Raw genomic sequence first — 17,283 nt, 5'->3', positions numbered from 1 at the left:
CTCAAGACAAAACTGCTCCGGCGACAATTGTCTTCCCTCCTTTTTAGGGCCCTATAAGTTGGTCACACGGGTAGGATGTGTTCTGACCGCGAACTTGCGGATTTTCTACGTGATTCGCCTCGTGCAAAATATGAGCTATCCACGACAGCGAACAAGATTCTTCAAACGCCCAAATATCTTAGTCAGTTGTGGAACTTATTATTTCGCCGTAAATGACCAAGATACTCGAGCTTCCGTTGGTGGATTTCGTCGAAATTTTTTTCAAGCTGTTACAGGTTGCTTATCTACTTCCCTGATACGTTTTACCTGTGAAAATACCAAATCTTGTGATGTCAAGCTAATTTATCCACAAGATATTGTGGATTTTCAGGCGTCCCAAACACAAGATATGGTCTATTCTGAATCGAGCAATCACACTTGCACACGCAAAAACGTTGCATACAAAAACTCGAACACGAGGGACATGAGGGAAACATGAAAATCATCAAACGAAACGGCTCGGAGGCAGTCTTCGATCTTTCGAAGATCGCCAACGCAATCGAAGCAGCAAACGGGGAAGTTCCCGAAGACGAGCGTCTGACGGCGCGCCAAATCGAGTATGCGGCCCTCAACGTCGAGGATGCCTGCAAGGCCGCAGGCCACACGGTCTCGGTCGAGGAAATCCAGGATATGGTCGAGGATGAGATCATGGCGCTCGACAAGTTCGAGGTCGCGCGCAAGTACATCATCTACCGCTATCTCCAGAACCTCAAGCGTCAGAGCAACACCACCGATGACAAGATCCTCACGCTTATCGAGTGCAACAACGAGGAAGTCAAGCAGGAGAACTCCAACAAGAACCCTGCTGTCAACTCCGTGCAGCGCGATTACATGGCGGGCGAGGTTTCCAAGGACCTCACCATGCGCATGCTCCTGCCCCGCGAGGTTGTCGAAGCCCACAACAACGGCATCATTCACTTCCATGATTCCGACTACTTCGCGCAGCACATGCACAACTGCGACCTCGTCAACCTCGAGGACATGCTCCAGAACGGCACGGTCATCTCGGGTACCCTCATCGAGCGTCCGCACATGTTCTCCACCGCGTGCAACATCGCCACGCAGATCATCGCCCAGGTGGCGAGCTGCCAATACGGCGGCCAGTCCATCTCGCTCACGCATCTCGCGCCTTTCGTCGACGTCTCCCGCAAGAAGATTCGCCGCGAGACTTATGCGGAGTTCGAGATGCTCGGCATCGAGGCCGACAAGGAGCAGATCGAGCAGGTCGTCGAGCGTCGCCTGCGCGAGGAGATCAAGCGCGGCGTCCAGACCATTCAGTACCAGGTCGTCACGCTCATGACCACCAATGGCCAGGCTCCCTTCATCACCGTCTTCATGTACCTTAACGAGGCACGCGACGAGGCCGAGAAGCACGACCTCGCCATGATCATCGAGGAGACGCTGCGTCAGCGCTATCAAGGCGTCAAGAACGAGGAGGGCGTCTGGATCACCCCGGCGTTCCCCAAGCTCATCTACGTGCTCGAGGATGACAACGTTGACGAGGGCTCCCCGTATTTCTACCTCACGCAGCTTGCCGCCAAATGCACGGCCAAGCGCATGGTCCCCGATTACATCTCCGAGAAGAAGATGAAGGAGTACAAGCTTTCCGCCGGTCAGGTAGAAGGCGAGGGCGATTGCTATACCTGCATGGGTTGCCGCAGCTTCCTCACGCCGGATCGCTCTGGCAATGGGTATGGCAACGTGGCCAACGCCGGTAACTACGATCCCACCAAGCCCAAGTTCTACGGCCGCTTCAACCAGGGCGTCGTGACCATCAACCTGGTCGACGTGGCGCTGTCCAGCGGCGGTGACGAGGAGAAGTTCTGGAACATCTTCGAGGAGCGCCTCGAGCTGTGCCATCGTGCCCTGCGCTGCCGCCACGACCGCCTCAAGGGCACGCTTTCGGATGCCGCGCCCATCCTGTGGCAGTACGGCGCGCTCGCCCGCCTCAAGAAGGGCGAGACCATCGACAAGCTGCTCTACGGCGGTTACTCCACTATCTCGCTCGGCTATGCCGGTCTCTACGAGTGCGTCAAGTACATGACGGGTCACAGCCATACCGACGATGAGGCCACGCCGTTTGCGCTTGCGGTCATGCAGCGCATGAACGACAAGTGCTTCGAGTGGAAGGCTGCCGAGGATATCGACTACTCGCTGTACGGCACGCCGCTCGAGTCCACCACCTACAAGTTTGCCAAGGCCCTGCAGAAGCGCTTCGGCATCATCAAGGGCATCACGGACAAGGGCTACATCACCAATAGCTATCACGTGCACGTCTCCGAGGAAATCGACGCCTACACCAAGCTCAAGTTCGAGAGCGAGTTCCAGCGTCTCTCCCCGGGTGGCGCCATCAGCTACGTCGAGGTACCCAACATGCAGGACAATCTCGAGGCCGTCATCGATGTCATGCGCTACATCTACGACAACATCATGTACGCGGAGCTCAACACCAAGAGCGACTTCTGCCAGATTTGCGGCTACGACGGAGAGATCCAGATCGTCGAGGAGGACGGCAAGCTCGAGTGGGAGTGCCCCAACTGCGGCAACCGCGATCAGGCCACGATGAACGTCGCGCGTCGCACCTGCGGCTACATCGGCACGCAATACTGGAACCAGGGGAGAACCGAGGAAATCCGCGACAGGGTCATGCATCTTTAAAACGCACCGCATCCGAAAATGAGACAGTTGCTCTGAGCAACTGTCTCATTTTCATCTTGACTGAAAGTACGCTTCGATGAACTACGCCGAGATCAAATACTGTGACATCGCCAATGGGTCGGGCACGCGCACGACGCTGTTCGTGAGCGGCTGCACGCATCATTGCGCGGAGTGCTTTCAGCCCCAGACCTGGAGCTTCGATTTTGGCGAGCCGTTCACGCGTGAGGTGGAAGACGAGCTCATCGAGAGCATGAAACCCTCGTACATACGCGGGCTCACGCTTTTGGGCGGTGAGCCCATGGAGCCGGACAATCAGCGTGGTCTCGTGGTCTTTCTCGAGCGCGTGAAGGCCGAGCTTCCGAACAAGACCATCTGGTGCTTTACGGGCGATTTGCTTGAGGACCTGCTCGACGAGATGAACCTGCGGCGTACCGAGGTCACCGATCGCATGCTTGCCTGCATCGATGTGCTTGTCGATGGCCCCTACGTCAAGGAGCTTCACGATATCTCGCTGCGTTTTCGCGGCTCGTCCAATCAGCGTATCATTGACATGCCCGCGACGCTCGCTGCCGGCGAGGTCGTCATGTGGTCAGACGATCCCGTCTACGCCACGCATACGATGTAGGGGCTACACTCCCAGGAACTCCTTGATTGCAGGCAGCTCGCGCATTGCCTGCGCATAGCCGGCGTCATAACTCGCCTGGAGCTTGCCCAGGTCGGTCTCGCCGCTGCTGACGGCCATGCCCTCGGCGTAGAAGACATAAGCATTGCCGGCGGTCTCGAGCCGTTCGATTTCATCGCACATGCGATTGTACTTCCACCAGCGGTTTTCGAGTGCGTTTACCACGTAGGGACGGCCCCAAAGCATGGCGTTGGTGATTTTATCGCCCAGGCCCAGGGGCGGGGCCTTGCGGTATTCACGCGGACGCGTGCGCACGATAAGGAAGCGCGTGAAGCCATCTCGCTGTGCGCGGGGAAGCAAAAAGCCCGCTCCTTCGCCCAGGCCACCGTCGTAGTAGTGGCTGTCACCGATCTTGGGGGAGGGCATGACGAGCGGAAGCGTCGATGAGGCGCGTACGCGCACCATCAAGTCCTCGATGGTCTGCATATCATCCTTGGTCCAGTACACGCTCTGGCCCGTGTCGCGGTCGAATGACTCGATGGTGACCTTCGCGGGATTGGCCGTGAAGGTGGCGAAGTCGAAGGGGAGAAAGCCATTGGGCAGTCCCGCTTCTTCGTAGATGTGCTCGGCGTGGAAAAAGCCCTTGTGTTGCAGCAAGGTGTTGATGCCGCCAAAATCGGGGTCCTCTACGAAGTCGACGAAAGAGCGCTTCGTACGGTCGATATCACGCGAGGCATAGTTGACCGTATTGCTCGCCCCGGCGGATAGCCCGTAGACGTTGTCGAAGAAGATGCCGTTTTCGAGTAGCACGTTTGCCAGTGCGCTCGTGTAGCTCGCGCGCATGCCGCCACCTTCGAAGATGAGGGCGGTATCGAACACGTTGCTTGTGAGTTCCTGTTGCATGAGGCTATTGTAGCGCTGCCCCGGGGATTTCTCGACTTCGCGACTTTCAGTCGCTTCGCTCGAAATGACAGGAGGAGACGCGCTCGATCGCTTCGTCTGAAATGGTGCTGCTGTCATCTCGACTGAGGCGGCCGTCAGGCTGCGGAGCGTTGTCATCTCGACTGAAGCGGTCGTTAGACCGCGAAATGGAGAGATCTCGCCGAGGAGCCTCGGCAAAGCCCGTCTGGACACTTTTGCCTTATCATGGGCGCATGGACGAGAAGATTACGGAGCTGGCGGGATACCATGTGCGCATCAGGCGCCGCGCGCGCATGCGCAACATCCGGCTGCGCGTTGAGGGCGACGGTACGCTCGTCGTTTCCGCACCGCTATCGGCGACAATGGATGAGATGCGTGATGCCGTGGAACGCCATGCCGCCTGGATCGAGCGCCAGCGTGCCCGGCTCGCCGAGTCCCCCATGGCCCAAGCCGCCTATGCGAGCGATGAGGACAAGCGTACCTGGCGCGTGCTCGTCGAGGCGGCGGTTCCCGTGCTGCTCGAGGTCTGGGAGCCCATCATTGGCGTGCGCGTAAAGAAGCTCGCCTTCCGAAACATGAAGAGCCGCTGGGGTTCATGCCAACCGGCGACGGGACGCGTGTGCATCAATACGCGTCTGGCGTTGTATCCGCCGCGTTGTCTGGAATACGTGGTGGTCCACGAACTCGTGCACATGCTCGAGCCGAGCCACAACGCCCGTTTCCACGAGCTCATGGACGGCTTTCTGCCCGACTGGCGTGAGCGCCGCAGGCTGCTACGCTAAAAAATATCTTGCGACATGCTGCGATGTTCTCGGTACGTCAGTGACAGTTGCCGCTGTATGGCACGAATCGTCTCTTATGGCACATGAGATGGCAAGTTTTGCTTCCTCTGGCACATCGACGGCCAAGTTTAACGACTTGTGGTACATCTAATGTGCCACAAGTCCAAAAACGTGTCATGCTCGAAAGCTTGTTACAAGTTTCTCGCCGTCGCATGTAAAAGCTTCTTGCATGCCCACTATGCGGTACAAGCTGCTATCATGAACTTGATACTTCGGAGAGATAAAGTTGACAGACGAACAGACCTCATATTCGATGATTGACCCGGCCGGGCGCGATACGTCGCGCACGCTCGACGAGCTGCCCATAGGCGCATCGGCCGTCATCACGAGTGTCGATTGCGAGTCAAACCAGCTGCGCCAGCATATCTTCGACATGGGGCTCACGCCTGGCGTGCGTGTCACGGCGCACAAGGAAGCTCCGCTCGGCGATCCCATCCAGCTTTGCCTGCGTGGCTACGAGCTCACGATTCGCAAAGCCGATGCCGCGCAAATCTCCATTGGGGATATTGACGAGAATCCTGCCGACCGCGAGGAGCCCATCGCCAAGGAAAACACCTCCGACCCTGTCATGGCATCGGAGACACTACATCCCTCCTTTGGCGAGGAGGATATCGATGGCGCTCTCAAGGATGGCGCAAACGAGCGTTACCGTCCGCGCCCCACCGGGCATGTGATCGCGGCGGGAAGACCCGTCAACTTCGCTCTCGTCGGCAATCAGAATGCGGGCAAGACGACGCTCTTCAACGCGCTGACCGGATCGAATCAGCATGTCGGTAACTTTCCGGGCGTGACGGTCGATCGCAAGGACGGCGAGATACGCAATCATTCCAAGGTCACGGTGACGGACTTGCCGGGCATCTACTCGCTCTCGCCCTATACGAGCGAGGAAATCGTCTCGCGCCAGTTCGTGCTCGACGAGAAGCCCAACGCCATCATCGACATCGTCGATGGTACGAACATCGAGCGCAATCTCTACCTTACCCTGCAGCTCATGGAACTTGACGTGCCGCTCGTCATCGCGCTCAACATGATGGACGAGGTTACCGCGAGTGGGGGCAGCATCGACGTCAACGTACTCGAGGCCGAGCTTGGCGTCCCTGTCGTGCCCATCTCGGCGGCAAACGATCAAGGCATCGACGAGCTTGTCGAGCATGCGCTCGTCGTCGCTCGCAAGCAGCTGCGTCCCGGCCGCGTCGACTTCTGCGAACCCGACGGACCCGATAACGGGGCGGTGCATCGCTGCATACACGGCGTCATGCATCTCATCGAAGATCATGCGGCGCGTGCCGACCTGCCCCTGCGCTTTGCCGCAACCAAGCTCATCGAGGGCGATTCGCTCGTCACAGAGGCGCTTGACCTCGATGCCAACGAGCTGGATGCCGTCGAGCATATCGTTGCGCAGATGGAGCAAGAGGCCGGCATTGACCGCGTGGCGGCTATCAGCGACATGCGCTTTACCTTTATCGAGAAAGCCTGCGCGAAGTGCGTCTGGCGTCCGCGTGAATCGCGCGAACACGAGCGTTCCCTCAAGGCCGACCGCATCCTGACGGGCAAGTACACGGCCATCCCGATGTTCATTCTCATCATGGCCGTCGTCTTCTGGCTGACCTTCAACGTGGTTGGGCAGCCGCTTTCGGATCTATTGGGCGAGGGCATCGAGTGGCTCACGCAGGCCGTGCGCGACGGGCTCGAATCGCTCGAGATCAACCCGCTCGTCGTCTCGCTCGTCTGCGATGGCGTGTTTCCCGGCGTGGGTACGGTTCTTTCGTTCCTGCCCATCATCGTCGTGCTGTTCCTCTTGCTCTCCGCTCTCGAGGATACGGGCTACATGGCGCGTGTCGCATTTTTCATGGACAAGCTCCTGCGCAAGCTCGGCTTGTCGGGACGTAGTTTCGTGCCGCTCATCATGGGATTTGGATGCAGCGTTCCCGCGATCATGGCAACACGTACGCTTCCCTCCGAGCATGACCGTCGCATGACCATCATGCTCGTGCCCTTCATGAGCTGTTCGGCGAAATTGCCGGTCTACGCATTGCTTTGCGGTTTCTTCTTCGCCCAGTACGCCGCGCTCGCGATGCTGTCGTTGTACCTGCTCGGCATCGTTGTCGGCATCATCGCGGCGTTCGTCTTGAGCCGCACGGTGTTTCGTGGCGAGCCCGTTCCCTTCGTGATGGAGCTTCCCAACTATCGGCTGCCGAGTCTGGGCACCGTGTGTCGACTTGCCTGGGACAAGGCGAAGGAGTTTGCGAAAAAGGCGTTCACGGTCGTGTTCATCGCGACGCTCATCATCTGGTTCCTGCAGACCTTCGACGCGCGCTTCAACGTGGTCGCCGACCAGTCGCAGAGCATGCTCGCGGGTATCGGCGCGATATTCGCTCCCATCTTCGAGCCACTCGGTTTCGGGGACTGGCGTGCGGCGACGGCCGTGCTCACGGGCTTCATGGCCAAGGAGAATGTCATCTCGACCATCACGCAGCTTGTCGGTGGCAATCTGGCGCTTCTCACGACGCTGTTTACCCCGCTAGCTGCCTACACGTTTCTCGTGTTCGTGTTGCTGTACACACCGTGCGTGATGGCGATTATCACGGTGAGAAACGAGCTTGGTGGCAAGTATGCGGCGGTTATCGTCGTGATGCAGTGTGCCGTTGCCTGGATCGTCGCTTTCATCGTGCACGGCATCGGATTGTTGCTGGGACTGGGCTAGCGGCTGTTTGTCGGGTGACGCATCGGGTGACGCAGGACGGGGATAATGTCATCTTATTAAGATGACATTATCCCCGGGCGGATTCTAGCGGTCATTGCACGCATGGAAAGGATGTGGTGCAATGGCTAAATACTCTATCGATGATTGGACGGCGGTCAAAGAGAGGCTTCGCGCGGGTGATTCGATCAGGGAGTGCGCAAGGCGGACCGGAATCGGACGTGGTGCCGTTTTCAAGTGGAGCCGAATGGACCGCCCTCCGGATCGGATGGTGCTTACAATGGACGCCGCGAGCTGCCCGACCCCGAGCGCAAGAACATCGCCCAAGCAGCGCCTGACATACGAGGACCGCTGCTTTATCGCGGCCCTTCTCGATGTCGGGCGCACCAACCAAGAGATTGCCGATAAAATGAACATCAGCAGGACGACCGTCGCTCGCGAGCTTTCCCGGGTGCAAGGACCCTACGATCCGAGGCACGCCCAGCTTGATGCGAGGAAGAAGGCGAAAAGGCCAAAACCCCGCAAGCTCGATGCCCGAGGCCCCCTCAGGGCCTATGTGCTGCAGATGCTTGCCAGCAGATGGTCGCCCGAGCAGGTCTCCAAGCGGATCGAAGAAGACTTCCCGGATGACGAGGAGATGCGCATAAGCCACGAGACGATATACCAGTCCCTTTATGTGCAAGGCTACGGGACGCTGCGCCATGAGCTCGGCGTCGAGTACGCCTTGCGCACCAAGCGCCGCGGTCGCAAACCGGCATCCAAGCTCCCCGCAAAGAACAGGCCCTGGCTTAAGGATGCGCATATATCCAAGAGGCCCCCGGAGGCGGGTGACCGCTCCATCCCCGGGCATTGGGAAGGGGACCTGATCATTGGAAGCGACCTGTCGAGCTGCCTCATAACCCTCGTGGAGAGAAGGTCGCGCTTCCTTTTGATGTCGAGGCTGGCCTGCCATGACGCGGACACGGTCGCAGAGCGCATGGCGCAGATGGCCGAGGGGATCCCCGAGGAGCTCAGGCGCACGCTCACCTGGGATCAGGGGTCGGAGATGGCATGCGTGGACAGGTTCAAGCTCTCCTCTGGCTTCGAGGTGTATTTCTGCGATCCGCACTCTCCTTGGCAGCGGCCCACCAATGAGAATGTGAACGGGCTGATCAGGGAGTTCTTCCCCAAAGAGACTGACTTCACGGAGGTGTCGGACGAAGAGGTGGGCAAGGTGCGGTGGCTGCTCAACAACCGTCCGAGGAAGGTCCTGGGCTGGAAGTTCCCTTCCGAGGCTATGCAGGAAGTGTTGGCGGAAGGTGCAATGATCGCCTGAACCCGCCCCGTCCTGCGTCACCCGAAATGACGATGGGAGGACTTGCGGCCGCTTCGCTCGAAATGGCCGTTCTAATCCAGATGCGCGTACTTGCGTTTGCCGCCGGTGACGTGAATACCCTTGATGCTGTCGACGAACTTGTAGAACTGCGAATACCCCGTGTCCTTGACGTTGAACTGCGGGAACGTGTCGTGCACCTTCGAGGCAAGTGACGTGATGCTCATCGACTTGTTCTTGTGACGGCCGATTTCGAGAACCATGAACTGCTCGACCTGCTTGATGTCATCGCGTGTGTCGGCGATGCGCACGTCGTAGCCCACGTTAGTCTTCACGAGCTCGAAGCGGTCGAAGTCCTCGATGAGCTTGGAGAGCTGGCTATAGCCGAAATTGCGCACGTCGAAGTCGGGGAACTTGTTGTTGAGAGCGGCGCCCACCTCCGCGAGCGAGGTCGTCCTGCCGCGGTTGTCGTTCGTGTGGATGATGCCACCCATGACGGCACCCACGTCACGCAGCGAGACCGTGGTCTCGATGTTCTCCGCATCGATGGGGGATTGCTCCTCGATTTCCTCGACGTCGTCGGTCTCGATGTCTGCGTCATCGCCGTTCTTGCTGCGCTGCAGTTTGTAGAGGTATTCGATGTTCACGAACTTGGTGCAGGCGTGTCTGAACGACACTGCGGTCTGGTTGCGCCCCATACCGACCACGATCATGTTGCTCTCGCGTAGGCGGGCGGCCAGGCGCGTGAAGTCGCTGTCGGAGGAGACGATGACGAAACCATCGACCTTGCCGGCGTACAGGATGTCCATCGCGTCGATGATGAGCGTGGAGTCGGTCGCGTTCTTGCCCGCTTTTTCGCCCGGCTTGTGGCTCTTGACGTTGCTGAACTGCTGGACGGGTGTGATGGAGTTATCGAGCAACTTGGGGCGCCACTTGGCCGCCTGCGGGTCGGTGAAGTCTCCGTAGATGCGGCGATAGGTCGCCACGCCGTAGCGTGGAATCTCGTTGAGGATGACGGGGAGGTACTTGGCGGAGATGTTGTCCGCGTCGATGAGGAGCGCGAGACGCGGCTCATCGTTTACTTCGTCGTGCATGGTGTGTCCGTTTCCGTATGCGAATACATAGTGACGTAATTAATCTCGCTCATGATAGCTCATGTAAAATCCTGTTCTGTAAACCGACAGGAAATGAGTACAACTCGTCAACTGCCTCGTGGGTACGGGGCGCAAGACGAGGCGGGAGGAGAGGCGCATGGCCGAGTTACAGCCCGAGGAGATAAACGCAATCAAGCCGGATTGCCTGTCAGGTACGGCACTCGAGCAGAAGGCCGAGGCCGTTGGCCTCGCGAAGACCCAGATGGAGGTTGGCCGCACCATCGTGCTCGCGCTCATGGCCGGTATGCTCATCGGTAGCGGCGCGTTGTTCATGACCTGCGTGAAGGCAGACCCAACGCTCGGCTTTGCCGCATCCAACATCCTCGGTGGCTTCTGCTTCTCGCTCGGTCTCATCTGCGTCATCGTCGCCGGTGCCGAACTCTTCACGGGTAACTGCCTCATGGTCATGGGTGCGGCGAGCAAGCGCTTTGCCTGGACCAAGGTTCTGAAGAACTGGGTCGTCGTCTGGCTCGGCAACTTCGCGGGATCGCTCGTGCTCGTCGGCATCGTCTTCGGCTGCTCCATCATGGCCATCAAGGCGGGGGACAATACCATCGGCGCCCAGATGGTCACGGTCGCATCGGGAAAGATCGGCCTTGATCCCATGCAGATCATCTTCCGCGGCATCATGTGCAACTTTCTCGTCTGCCTGGCGGTGTGGATGGGCTTTGCCGGACGCACGGTCATCGACAAGATCTTCACGACGATTTTTCCCGTCATGGCATTCGTCGCCATGGGCTTCGAGCACTGCGTGGCGAACATGTTCCTGCTGCCTATGGGCGTCATCGCGGCCGCATGTGGCTTTGGCACCGAGACGCAGATGGCGTTGTGCACCTGGGGTGGTGCCTTCTACAACATCGGCCTTGCCACGCTGGGCAACATCGTGGGCGGGTGCGTCTTCGTCGGCTTCGTCTACTGGTTCGGCTACCGCAAGAAGCAGGCGTAACGCGCCGATCTAGAACATGGAAGAAGACGGCTGGGACGAAACCGGGTCGACGGAGCCGCCGAAGGTGACGGGGGCCTCGTAGTATTCCGCGTCGAGTGTCGGGATCATCTCGTCGGGCGTGCGCTCCGAGACGACTTCGCGCTCGGCACCTGCGAAGTCCAGAAGAGCTGCGGTCACCGCTTCCCAGGGGCTTGCATCGAGCTGGAGCTCGTGGTCGATCTTCTTGATGGGGCCGATGACGCTCTCGAGCCAGAGCTGGGCATCCTCGCGCTTGAGGCCCGAGAGGAACTCGAGGAACACCGGCAGGTGATCGGGTAGCTCCGTTGTCGTCAGCTCGAGCCCGTGCTCCTTGTAGAGCCTGTTCAGCTCCACCATGACATGGCCCCTGTCACGCGAATCGCCCTGCGTGTGCTCGAAGAGGTTCAGGCTTCCGTGCTTTCCGATATCGAAGGTCGAGACGTATGCGGCCTGCAGAGACGACATGTCCGTTTCGCGAATCCACTTGATGAGCTCCTCCAATTGCTCCTTCGAGTTCGCGTCGAGCTCGGCGCTATCCCGTAGCGTCGATTCGATTTCCGGAAGGCTCTTCAGGAGCTCTTCGTCCGGATAGAGCAGCAGGCAGGCGAGGGCTTTCAGTTCCCAGATCATCTCGTTCCCTTCGGATTGGCCACGAGCGCATGCGTCCGCGCCGGCAATGACGTCCGGTCCATTATAGGCAATATAGGATCGCGGATAGCCTGACAGAAAGAAATTTGCATCTTATATAAAAGAAAATGTCAAGAAAATTTCCGATAGACGTACAAATTTAGTCCGTGTTGGGTTATAGTCTCGTATTAGAATAAAGGAAAACCTAAGAATGTTGTGTCGTCATAGGGATGGGGGCGGAGAGCTATGAAGGCTGACATCAAGGAATGGGATCCCGAAGATCCGAAAAAGTGGGACAAGCGTCTGGCCTGGACCACCGTTTGGATATCCACGTTCTCTCTGACATTTGGTTTCTGCGCATGGTACCTGGTGCCGTCACTGGCGCCACATCTCAACGCCGTCGGATTCCACCTCGACTCGCAACAGCTTTACTGGCTCGTGGCCATGGTCGGTCTGTCGGCCGGCACGTTGCGCATCGTCTGGACGTTCCTTCCGCCCATCATGGGCACGCGCAAGTTGGTCTTCATGTCCACGGCCCTGCTGCTCATCCCGCTTGCATGCTGGATCTACGCGGTGACCAATCCGGGGCTTCCGTTCGAGGTGCTGATGCTGTTCGCATTCCTCGCCGGCATTGGCGGCGGTACCTTCTCGGGTCTCATGGCGTCGACCAACTATTACTTCCCCAAGTCCAAGCGCGGCTTCGCGCTCGGCGTCCAGGGCGGTCTGTCCGACTTCGGCACTTCGCTCGTTCAGTTTGTCACGCCAATCGTCATCACGTTTTCCGTGTTCGGTATCCTCGGCTCCCCGCAGCATGAGGTCGTGGACGGTCACGTGAGAGACGTCTGGCTGCAAAACGCCGGCTGGGTGTGGGTTCCGCTTGTCATAATCCTCGCCATCCTCGCCATCGTCTTGCTCCGGTCGGTTCCCGTCACGTCCAACTTCAAGACGCAGCTCTCCATCTTCAAGAGCAAGCACACCTGGTTCATGACGCTGTTCTACTACGGCACGTTCGCTACGTTCGCCGGTCTGGGCGCCCACTTTGCCCTGATGGGCGATAGCGTCTTTGCCAATGTCGCAGGCGCGCCTTCGGCGATCGCCTTCGCGTGGGTTGGTCCGGCCATCGGCGCGATTTCCCGCGTCATTGCCGGCAAGGTATCCGACAAGATTCGTGGTGGCCGCGTGACCACCATCATGGCCGCCGCCATCATCGTCGGCCTCGTCTTCCTGATCATCTACAAGCCCGACTCCGTCATGGGCTGTTGGATCTGGATGATCGCCATGTTCTGGGTGTTCTTCTGGACGGGTTGCGGCAACGCGTCGACCACGCAGCAAATGGCCGTGCTCTTCCCGCCGGTCCAAGGCGGCGCGGTCGTCGGATGGACTTCGGCTATCGGCGCTTATGGTCCGTTCACCATTGGCGTGCTGCTGGCATCGACCAACGCCACCGTGATGTTTGCCGTGTCCGTCGTCGTGTTCGTGGCCATTCTGGTGATCAACGTCGTCTTCTACGACAGGAAGAACGCTCCGAATCGTTGTTAGGAAGCGTGTTTTAGAGCCCGGCGTCTTCGTAACGTCGGAGGGTGGGCTCATCGTGTCCGAGCAGTTCTGCCATGCGCAGTCATGATGGTTAGGGGTTCACATGTCGAAGTTCTCAGAAGGTTCGCTGTTCTTCAAGAAGCGCGTCGGAAGCTACGCCGATGGATGGGGCGAGGTAACCGACGAGAACCGCAATTGGGAAGATGCATATCGCGATCGCTGGGCGCATGACAAAGTCGTGCGGTCCACCCACGGCGTCAACTGCACGGGGTCATGTAGCTGGAAAATCTTCGTGAAGGATGGCATCGTCACGTGGGAGACCCAGCAGACGGACTATCCGCGCACGCCGTGCGGCGTCCCCAATCACGAGCCTCGTGGCTGCCCCCGTGGCGCGAGCTACTCGTGGTATCTCTACAGCGCGGCACGCGTCAAGCATCCCCTGATCCGCGCCCAGCTCCGTGACGCATGGCGCAGGGAGCGCGTCCACAACGAGCCGCTGGAAGCCTGGCGGCGCATCGTCGAGGACCCAGAGACCCGCGACAGCTACGTGAAGGTTCGCGGGTTGGGCGATCTCGTGCGCACGACGTGGGACGAGGCGACGGAGATCATCGCCGCCGCCAACCTCTACACGATCGAGAAGTACGGCCCCGACCGCATCACGGGCTTTTCCCCGATCCCCGGCTATTCCATGGTGTCCTACGGCGCGGGCGTTCGCTATCTCTCCCTGATAGGCGGCGCGCCCCTTTCGTTCTACGACTGGTATTGCGACCTTCCGCCGTCGTCTCCCCAGACCTTCGGCGAGCAGACCGACGTACCCGAGTCCGAGGCATGGTATTACTCCAACTACATCATCTGCTGGGGCACGAACATCTCGATGACGCGCACCCCCGACGCCCACTTCATGATCGAGGCGCGCTACAACGGCACGAAGCTCGTTAACGTCTGCCCCGATTACTGCGAGAGCACGAAGGACGCCGACTGGTGGGTGCATCCCAAACAGGGTACGGATGCCGCCCTTGCGCTCGCGATGAACTTCGTCATATTCAAGGAGTTCCACCTCGACAATCCCGATCCCTACTTCACCGACTACGTGAGAAGGTTCACCGACCTCCCCATACTGGTGCGCCTGGACGAGCGTGACGGCAAGGATGCCTACGTCGCGGGGCGCACGCTGCGCGCGAGCGACCTTGCGCAGTACGCCAACGCCGGCAACGGCGAGTGGAAGACGGTCGTGTGGGATGACACGAGCGATGCGCCCGCCGTTCCCCGTGGTTCCATCGGATACCGATGGGAGCAGGAGGAAAACGGCGACGAGGGCAAGTGGAACACCCTCGAGGTCGATGGCGAGACCGGCAAGGACATCCATCCGCGCCTGACCCTCATCGACTCCTCGGACGACGTGGTCACCTTGAACGTCCCGTACTTCGGCGACGAGAGCATCCCACTGTTCCAGGGCAACGATGACGACGGCCCGGTGCTGCAGCGTGCCGTGCCGGTCAAGAGGATCAAGACGACCGATGGCGAAGTCCTCGTCGCGACGGTCTTCGACCTCTTCGGCGCGTTTCTCGGCATCGACCGCGGCATAGGCGGCCAGGTAGCGGCCAACGAGCGGGACAACGTCCCCTTCACGCCGCGCTGGCAGGAAGACATCACCGGCGTTCGCGCCGATGACGTGATACGCCTGGCACGCGAGTTCGCGACGGCCGCCTCCAACACCAAGGGCCGGGCCTGCGTGCTCATGGGTGCCGGCCTCAACCAGTGGTACCAGACCGACAACGCCTATCGCGGCATCATGAACATCCTCATGCTCTGCGGAACGGTGGGCGTCACCGGAGGTGGCTGGTGCCATTACGTCGGCCAGGAGAAGATTCGTCCCGAGGCCGGATGGGCCGAGTTCTCGTTCGCGCAGGACTGGGTTCCCGCCTCGCGCCAGATGAACGCGACGAGCTTCTTCTACGAGCATACGGATCAGTGGCGCTACGAGCGCATGCCCCTGTCGTACATGCGATCCCCGCTGGCAGACGCCAAGCGCTACAGTGGCACCTACATCGACTGCAACCTCCAGAGCGCGAAGATGGGCTGGCTGCCGACGGTTCCGCAGCTCGACACCAACCCCACCGGCATTGCCAGTGCGGCCAAGAAGCAGGGCATGGAGACCGAGGAGTACCTGGTCGATGCCCTCAAGAGCGGCAAGGTTCACTTCAGCCTCGAGGACCTCGACGAGCCGTTCAACTGGCCGCGAAACCTCTTCGTCTGGCGCTCGAACATCCTGGGCTCGTCGGGCAAGGGCCAGGAGTACTTCCTCAAGCATCTCATGGGTGCGCAAGATGGCATCGTCGGCGAGGAGCTGTCGGCAGACGAGGAAGACCTCAAGCCCGAGCTCGTCAAGTGGCGAAAGGCGCCCATCGGCAAGCTCGACCTCCTGGTCAACCTGGATTTCCGCATCTCGACCACGGGCCTCTACGCAGACATCGTGCTTCCGGCGGCGACGTTCTACGAGAAGAACGACATCAACACGACGGACATGCACAGCTTCATCCATCCCTTCGTGAAGGCCGTCTCGTGCCCTTGGGAGGCCAAGAGCGACTGGGAGATCTTCGAGCTACTGTCCAAGCGCATCTCGCAGATGGGCGGTGCCTATCCCGAGCGCTTCTCCGCGGTGAAAGACGTCCTGCTCATGCCGCTCGGTCATGACACGGCCTCGGAGCTCGGGCAGCCGCTCGACGTGAAGCGCTGGTACGAGGGCGAGTGCGACCTCATACCGGGCAAGACCGCCCCGCACATCGTCGAGATCGAGCGCAACTACGGCAACATCCACGACATGTACTGCTCGGTCGGCCCGAGGCTCTCGGAGCATGGTGGCGGCAATCGCGGCATCAAGTGGGACCTCTCCCAGGAGATCGACGAGCTGGCCGACATGAACGGCACGGTTGCCGACGGCGTCGCCGAGGGTCGCCCGAAGATGGATTCCGACATCGCGGCTGCCAACATGATCATGCGCGTCTCGCCAGAGACCAACGGCAGCCTTGCCTACCACAGCTGGGACTTCGTCGAGAAGCAAAGCGGCGTTCCCTGCAAGCAGCTCTCCGAGGAGCATCGCGGCGACAAGCTCACCTTCTTCGATCTGCAAGTCCAATCGCGCAAGACCTTCACGGGCCCCGATTGGTCCGGCATCGAGAACGACGAGATTCCCTACGTCGCGTTCTGGCAAAACGTCAACCTCAACCTACCGTGGCGCACGCTCACCGGCAGGCAGCACTTCTACCAGGACCACGAGTGGATGCGCGCCTTTGGCCAGGAGTTCCCGCAGTACCGCCCACCCGCAGACCAGCGAGCACTTGCCGGCTACCAGCACGCGGCCGATAGCGGTCACCCGACCATCATGCTCAACTTCACGACGATCCACCAGAAGTGGGCAATCCACTCGACGTATTACGACAACGAGCGCATGTTGTCCCTCTCGCGAGGCGGCCCCACAATCTGGCTCAACGACAAGGATGCGAAAGCGGCCGATATCGAGGATAACGACTGGGTAGAGTTCTGGAATGCCAACGGCGCGATGGTGGCCCGAGCTATTCTGACCTCGCGCATGCCCCAGGGCCTCTCGATCCTCCAGCACGCGACCGAGAAGATCGTGAACACGCCCGCTTCGAAGGTCACGGGCATCCGAGGTGGCGACCATAACTCGCCGACGCGCGTCGTGATCAACCCGACGCACATGATCGGCGGCTATGCGCAGCTCTCGTTCCACTTGAACTACTACGGGACCATCTGCCCGAATCGCGATGACTTCATCTGGCTTCACAAGGTCGATTCCGTCGATTGGCTCGACGAAGAGGCCCGCAGCGAAGCTGATGTATTGACCAAGCACATCGTCGAGAAAGACTGTTAGCCGACGATTCTGAGA

The 17,283-nt window shown here is 59.6% G+C and carries 11 protein-coding genes; 8 read left to right on the top strand and 3 right to left on the bottom strand.

The genetic code is table 11. The annotated features are described in order from the left end of the window. The first annotated feature begins 474 nt into the window (after positions 1-474). Positions 475-2,697, top strand: a complete 2,223-nt coding sequence (locus DBY20_00435) for an anaerobic ribonucleoside-triphosphate reductase (protein PWL80206.1) — start codon at positions 475-477, stop codon at positions 2,695-2,697. A gap of 76 nt (positions 2,698-2,773) precedes the next feature. Then, a complete protein-coding gene (gene nrdG / locus DBY20_00430; GenBank protein ID PWL80205.1) occupies positions 2,774-3,322 on the top strand; it encodes an anaerobic ribonucleoside-triphosphate reductase activating protein in 549 nt (182 codons plus the stop codon). Positions 3,323-3,325: 3 nt separating this feature from the next. On the opposite strand, the gene DBY20_00425 is transcribed toward nrdG, so the two are convergent. Then, positions 3,326-4,222, bottom strand: coding sequence for a patatin family protein (locus DBY20_00425; GenBank protein ID PWL80204.1), 897 nt, complete (start codon positions 4,220-4,222; stop codon positions 3,326-3,328). A gap of 251 nt (positions 4,223-4,473) precedes the next feature. Between DBY20_00425 and DBY20_00420 the strand changes: the two genes are divergently transcribed. From DBY20_00420 to DBY20_00410, 3 genes are all read left to right on the top strand, one after another. Next, positions 4,474-5,022 carry a M48 family peptidase gene (locus DBY20_00420; protein PWL80203.1) on the top strand — a complete coding sequence of 183 codons (549 nt, stop codon included), beginning with the start codon at positions 4,474-4,476 and terminating at the stop codon, positions 5,020-5,022. 313 nt (positions 5,023-5,335) lie between these two features. After that, entirely contained in the window at positions 5,336-7,786 is a 2,451-nt protein-coding gene (gene feoB, locus DBY20_00415) for a ferrous iron transport protein B (protein ID PWL80202.1), read from the top strand. A 121-nt stretch (positions 7,787-7,907) separates the two neighbouring features. Further along, positions 7,908-9,098 (top strand): IS30 family transposase, encoded by a 1,191-nt coding sequence (locus DBY20_00410; GenBank protein ID PWL80201.1) that lies wholly within the window; start codon positions 7,908-7,910, stop codon positions 9,096-9,098. A gap of 71 nt (positions 9,099-9,169) precedes the next feature. Here the strand turns inward: DBY20_00410 and DBY20_00405 are convergent, their stop codons facing one another. Beyond that, positions 9,170-10,189 (bottom strand): hypothetical protein, encoded by a 1,020-nt coding sequence (locus DBY20_00405; protein PWL80200.1) that lies wholly within the window; start codon positions 10,187-10,189, stop codon positions 9,170-9,172. 157 nt (positions 10,190-10,346) lie between these two features. Between DBY20_00405 and DBY20_00400 the strand changes: the two genes are divergently transcribed. Continuing rightward, positions 10,347-11,195, top strand: a complete 849-nt coding sequence (locus tag DBY20_00400; protein PWL80199.1) for a formate transporter FocA — start codon at positions 10,347-10,349, stop codon at positions 11,193-11,195. Between the two features lie 9 nt (positions 11,196-11,204). Here the strand turns inward: DBY20_00400 and narJ are convergent, their stop codons facing one another. After that, on the bottom strand, positions 11,205-11,843 hold the full coding sequence (narJ, locus tag DBY20_00395; protein ID PWL80198.1) for a nitrate reductase molybdenum cofactor assembly chaperone: 639 nt from the start codon (positions 11,841-11,843) through the stop codon (positions 11,205-11,207). A 243-nt stretch (positions 11,844-12,086) separates the two neighbouring features. On the opposite strand from narJ, the gene DBY20_00390 reads away from it, so the two are divergent. Together DBY20_00390 and DBY20_00385 are read left to right on the top strand one after the other, a co-directional pair. After that, positions 12,087-13,379 carry an MFS transporter gene (locus DBY20_00390; GenBank protein ID PWL80197.1) on the top strand — a complete coding sequence of 431 codons (1,293 nt, stop codon included), beginning with the start codon at positions 12,087-12,089 and terminating at the stop codon, positions 13,377-13,379. A 100-nt stretch (positions 13,380-13,479) separates the two neighbouring features. After that, positions 13,480-17,268, top strand: coding sequence for a nitrate reductase subunit alpha (locus DBY20_00385; protein ID PWL80196.1), 3,789 nt, complete (start codon positions 13,480-13,482; stop codon positions 17,266-17,268). Positions 17,269-17,283: the final 15 nt, after the last annotated feature.

The sequence above is a fragment of the Coriobacteriia bacterium genome (genome assembly GCA_003149935.1).
Lineage (GTDB): Bacteria > Actinomycetota > Coriobacteriia > Coriobacteriales > QAMH01 > QAMH01.
The sequence above is the reverse complement of the archived record's forward strand: the minus strand, read 5'-3'. Positions and strand labels throughout refer to the sequence as shown.

What these genes read in the sequence shown, in the direction of transcription:
- DBY20_00435 (PWL80206.1), top strand. Translation starts at nt 475, where the DNA reads ATGAAAATCATCAAACGAAACGGCTCGGAGGCAGTCTTCGATCTTTCG.
- nrdG (PWL80205.1), top strand. Translation starts at nt 2,774, where the DNA reads ATGAACTACGCCGAGATCAAATACTGTGACATCGCCAATGGGTCGGGC.
- DBY20_00425 (PWL80204.1), bottom strand. Translation starts at nt 4,222, where the DNA reads ATGCAACAGGAACTCACAAGCAACGTGTTCGATACCGCCCTCATCTTC.
- DBY20_00420 (PWL80203.1), top strand. Translation starts at nt 4,474, where the DNA reads ATGGACGAGAAGATTACGGAGCTGGCGGGATACCATGTGCGCATCAGG.
- feoB (PWL80202.1), top strand. Translation starts at nt 5,336, where the DNA reads ATGATTGACCCGGCCGGGCGCGATACGTCGCGCACGCTCGACGAGCTG.
- DBY20_00410 (PWL80201.1), top strand. Translation starts at nt 7,908, where the DNA reads ATGGCTAAATACTCTATCGATGATTGGACGGCGGTCAAAGAGAGGCTT.
- DBY20_00405 (PWL80200.1), bottom strand. Translation starts at nt 10,189, where the DNA reads ATGCACGACGAAGTAAACGATGAGCCGCGTCTCGCGCTCCTCATCGAC.
- DBY20_00400 (PWL80199.1), top strand. Translation starts at nt 10,347, where the DNA reads ATGGCCGAGTTACAGCCCGAGGAGATAAACGCAATCAAGCCGGATTGC.
- narJ (PWL80198.1), bottom strand. Translation starts at nt 11,843, where the DNA reads ATGATCTGGGAACTGAAAGCCCTCGCCTGCCTGCTGCTCTATCCGGAC.
- DBY20_00390 (PWL80197.1), top strand. Translation starts at nt 12,087, where the DNA reads ATGAAGGCTGACATCAAGGAATGGGATCCCGAAGATCCGAAAAAGTGG.
- DBY20_00385 (PWL80196.1), top strand. Translation starts at nt 13,480, where the DNA reads ATGTCGAAGTTCTCAGAAGGTTCGCTGTTCTTCAAGAAGCGCGTCGGA.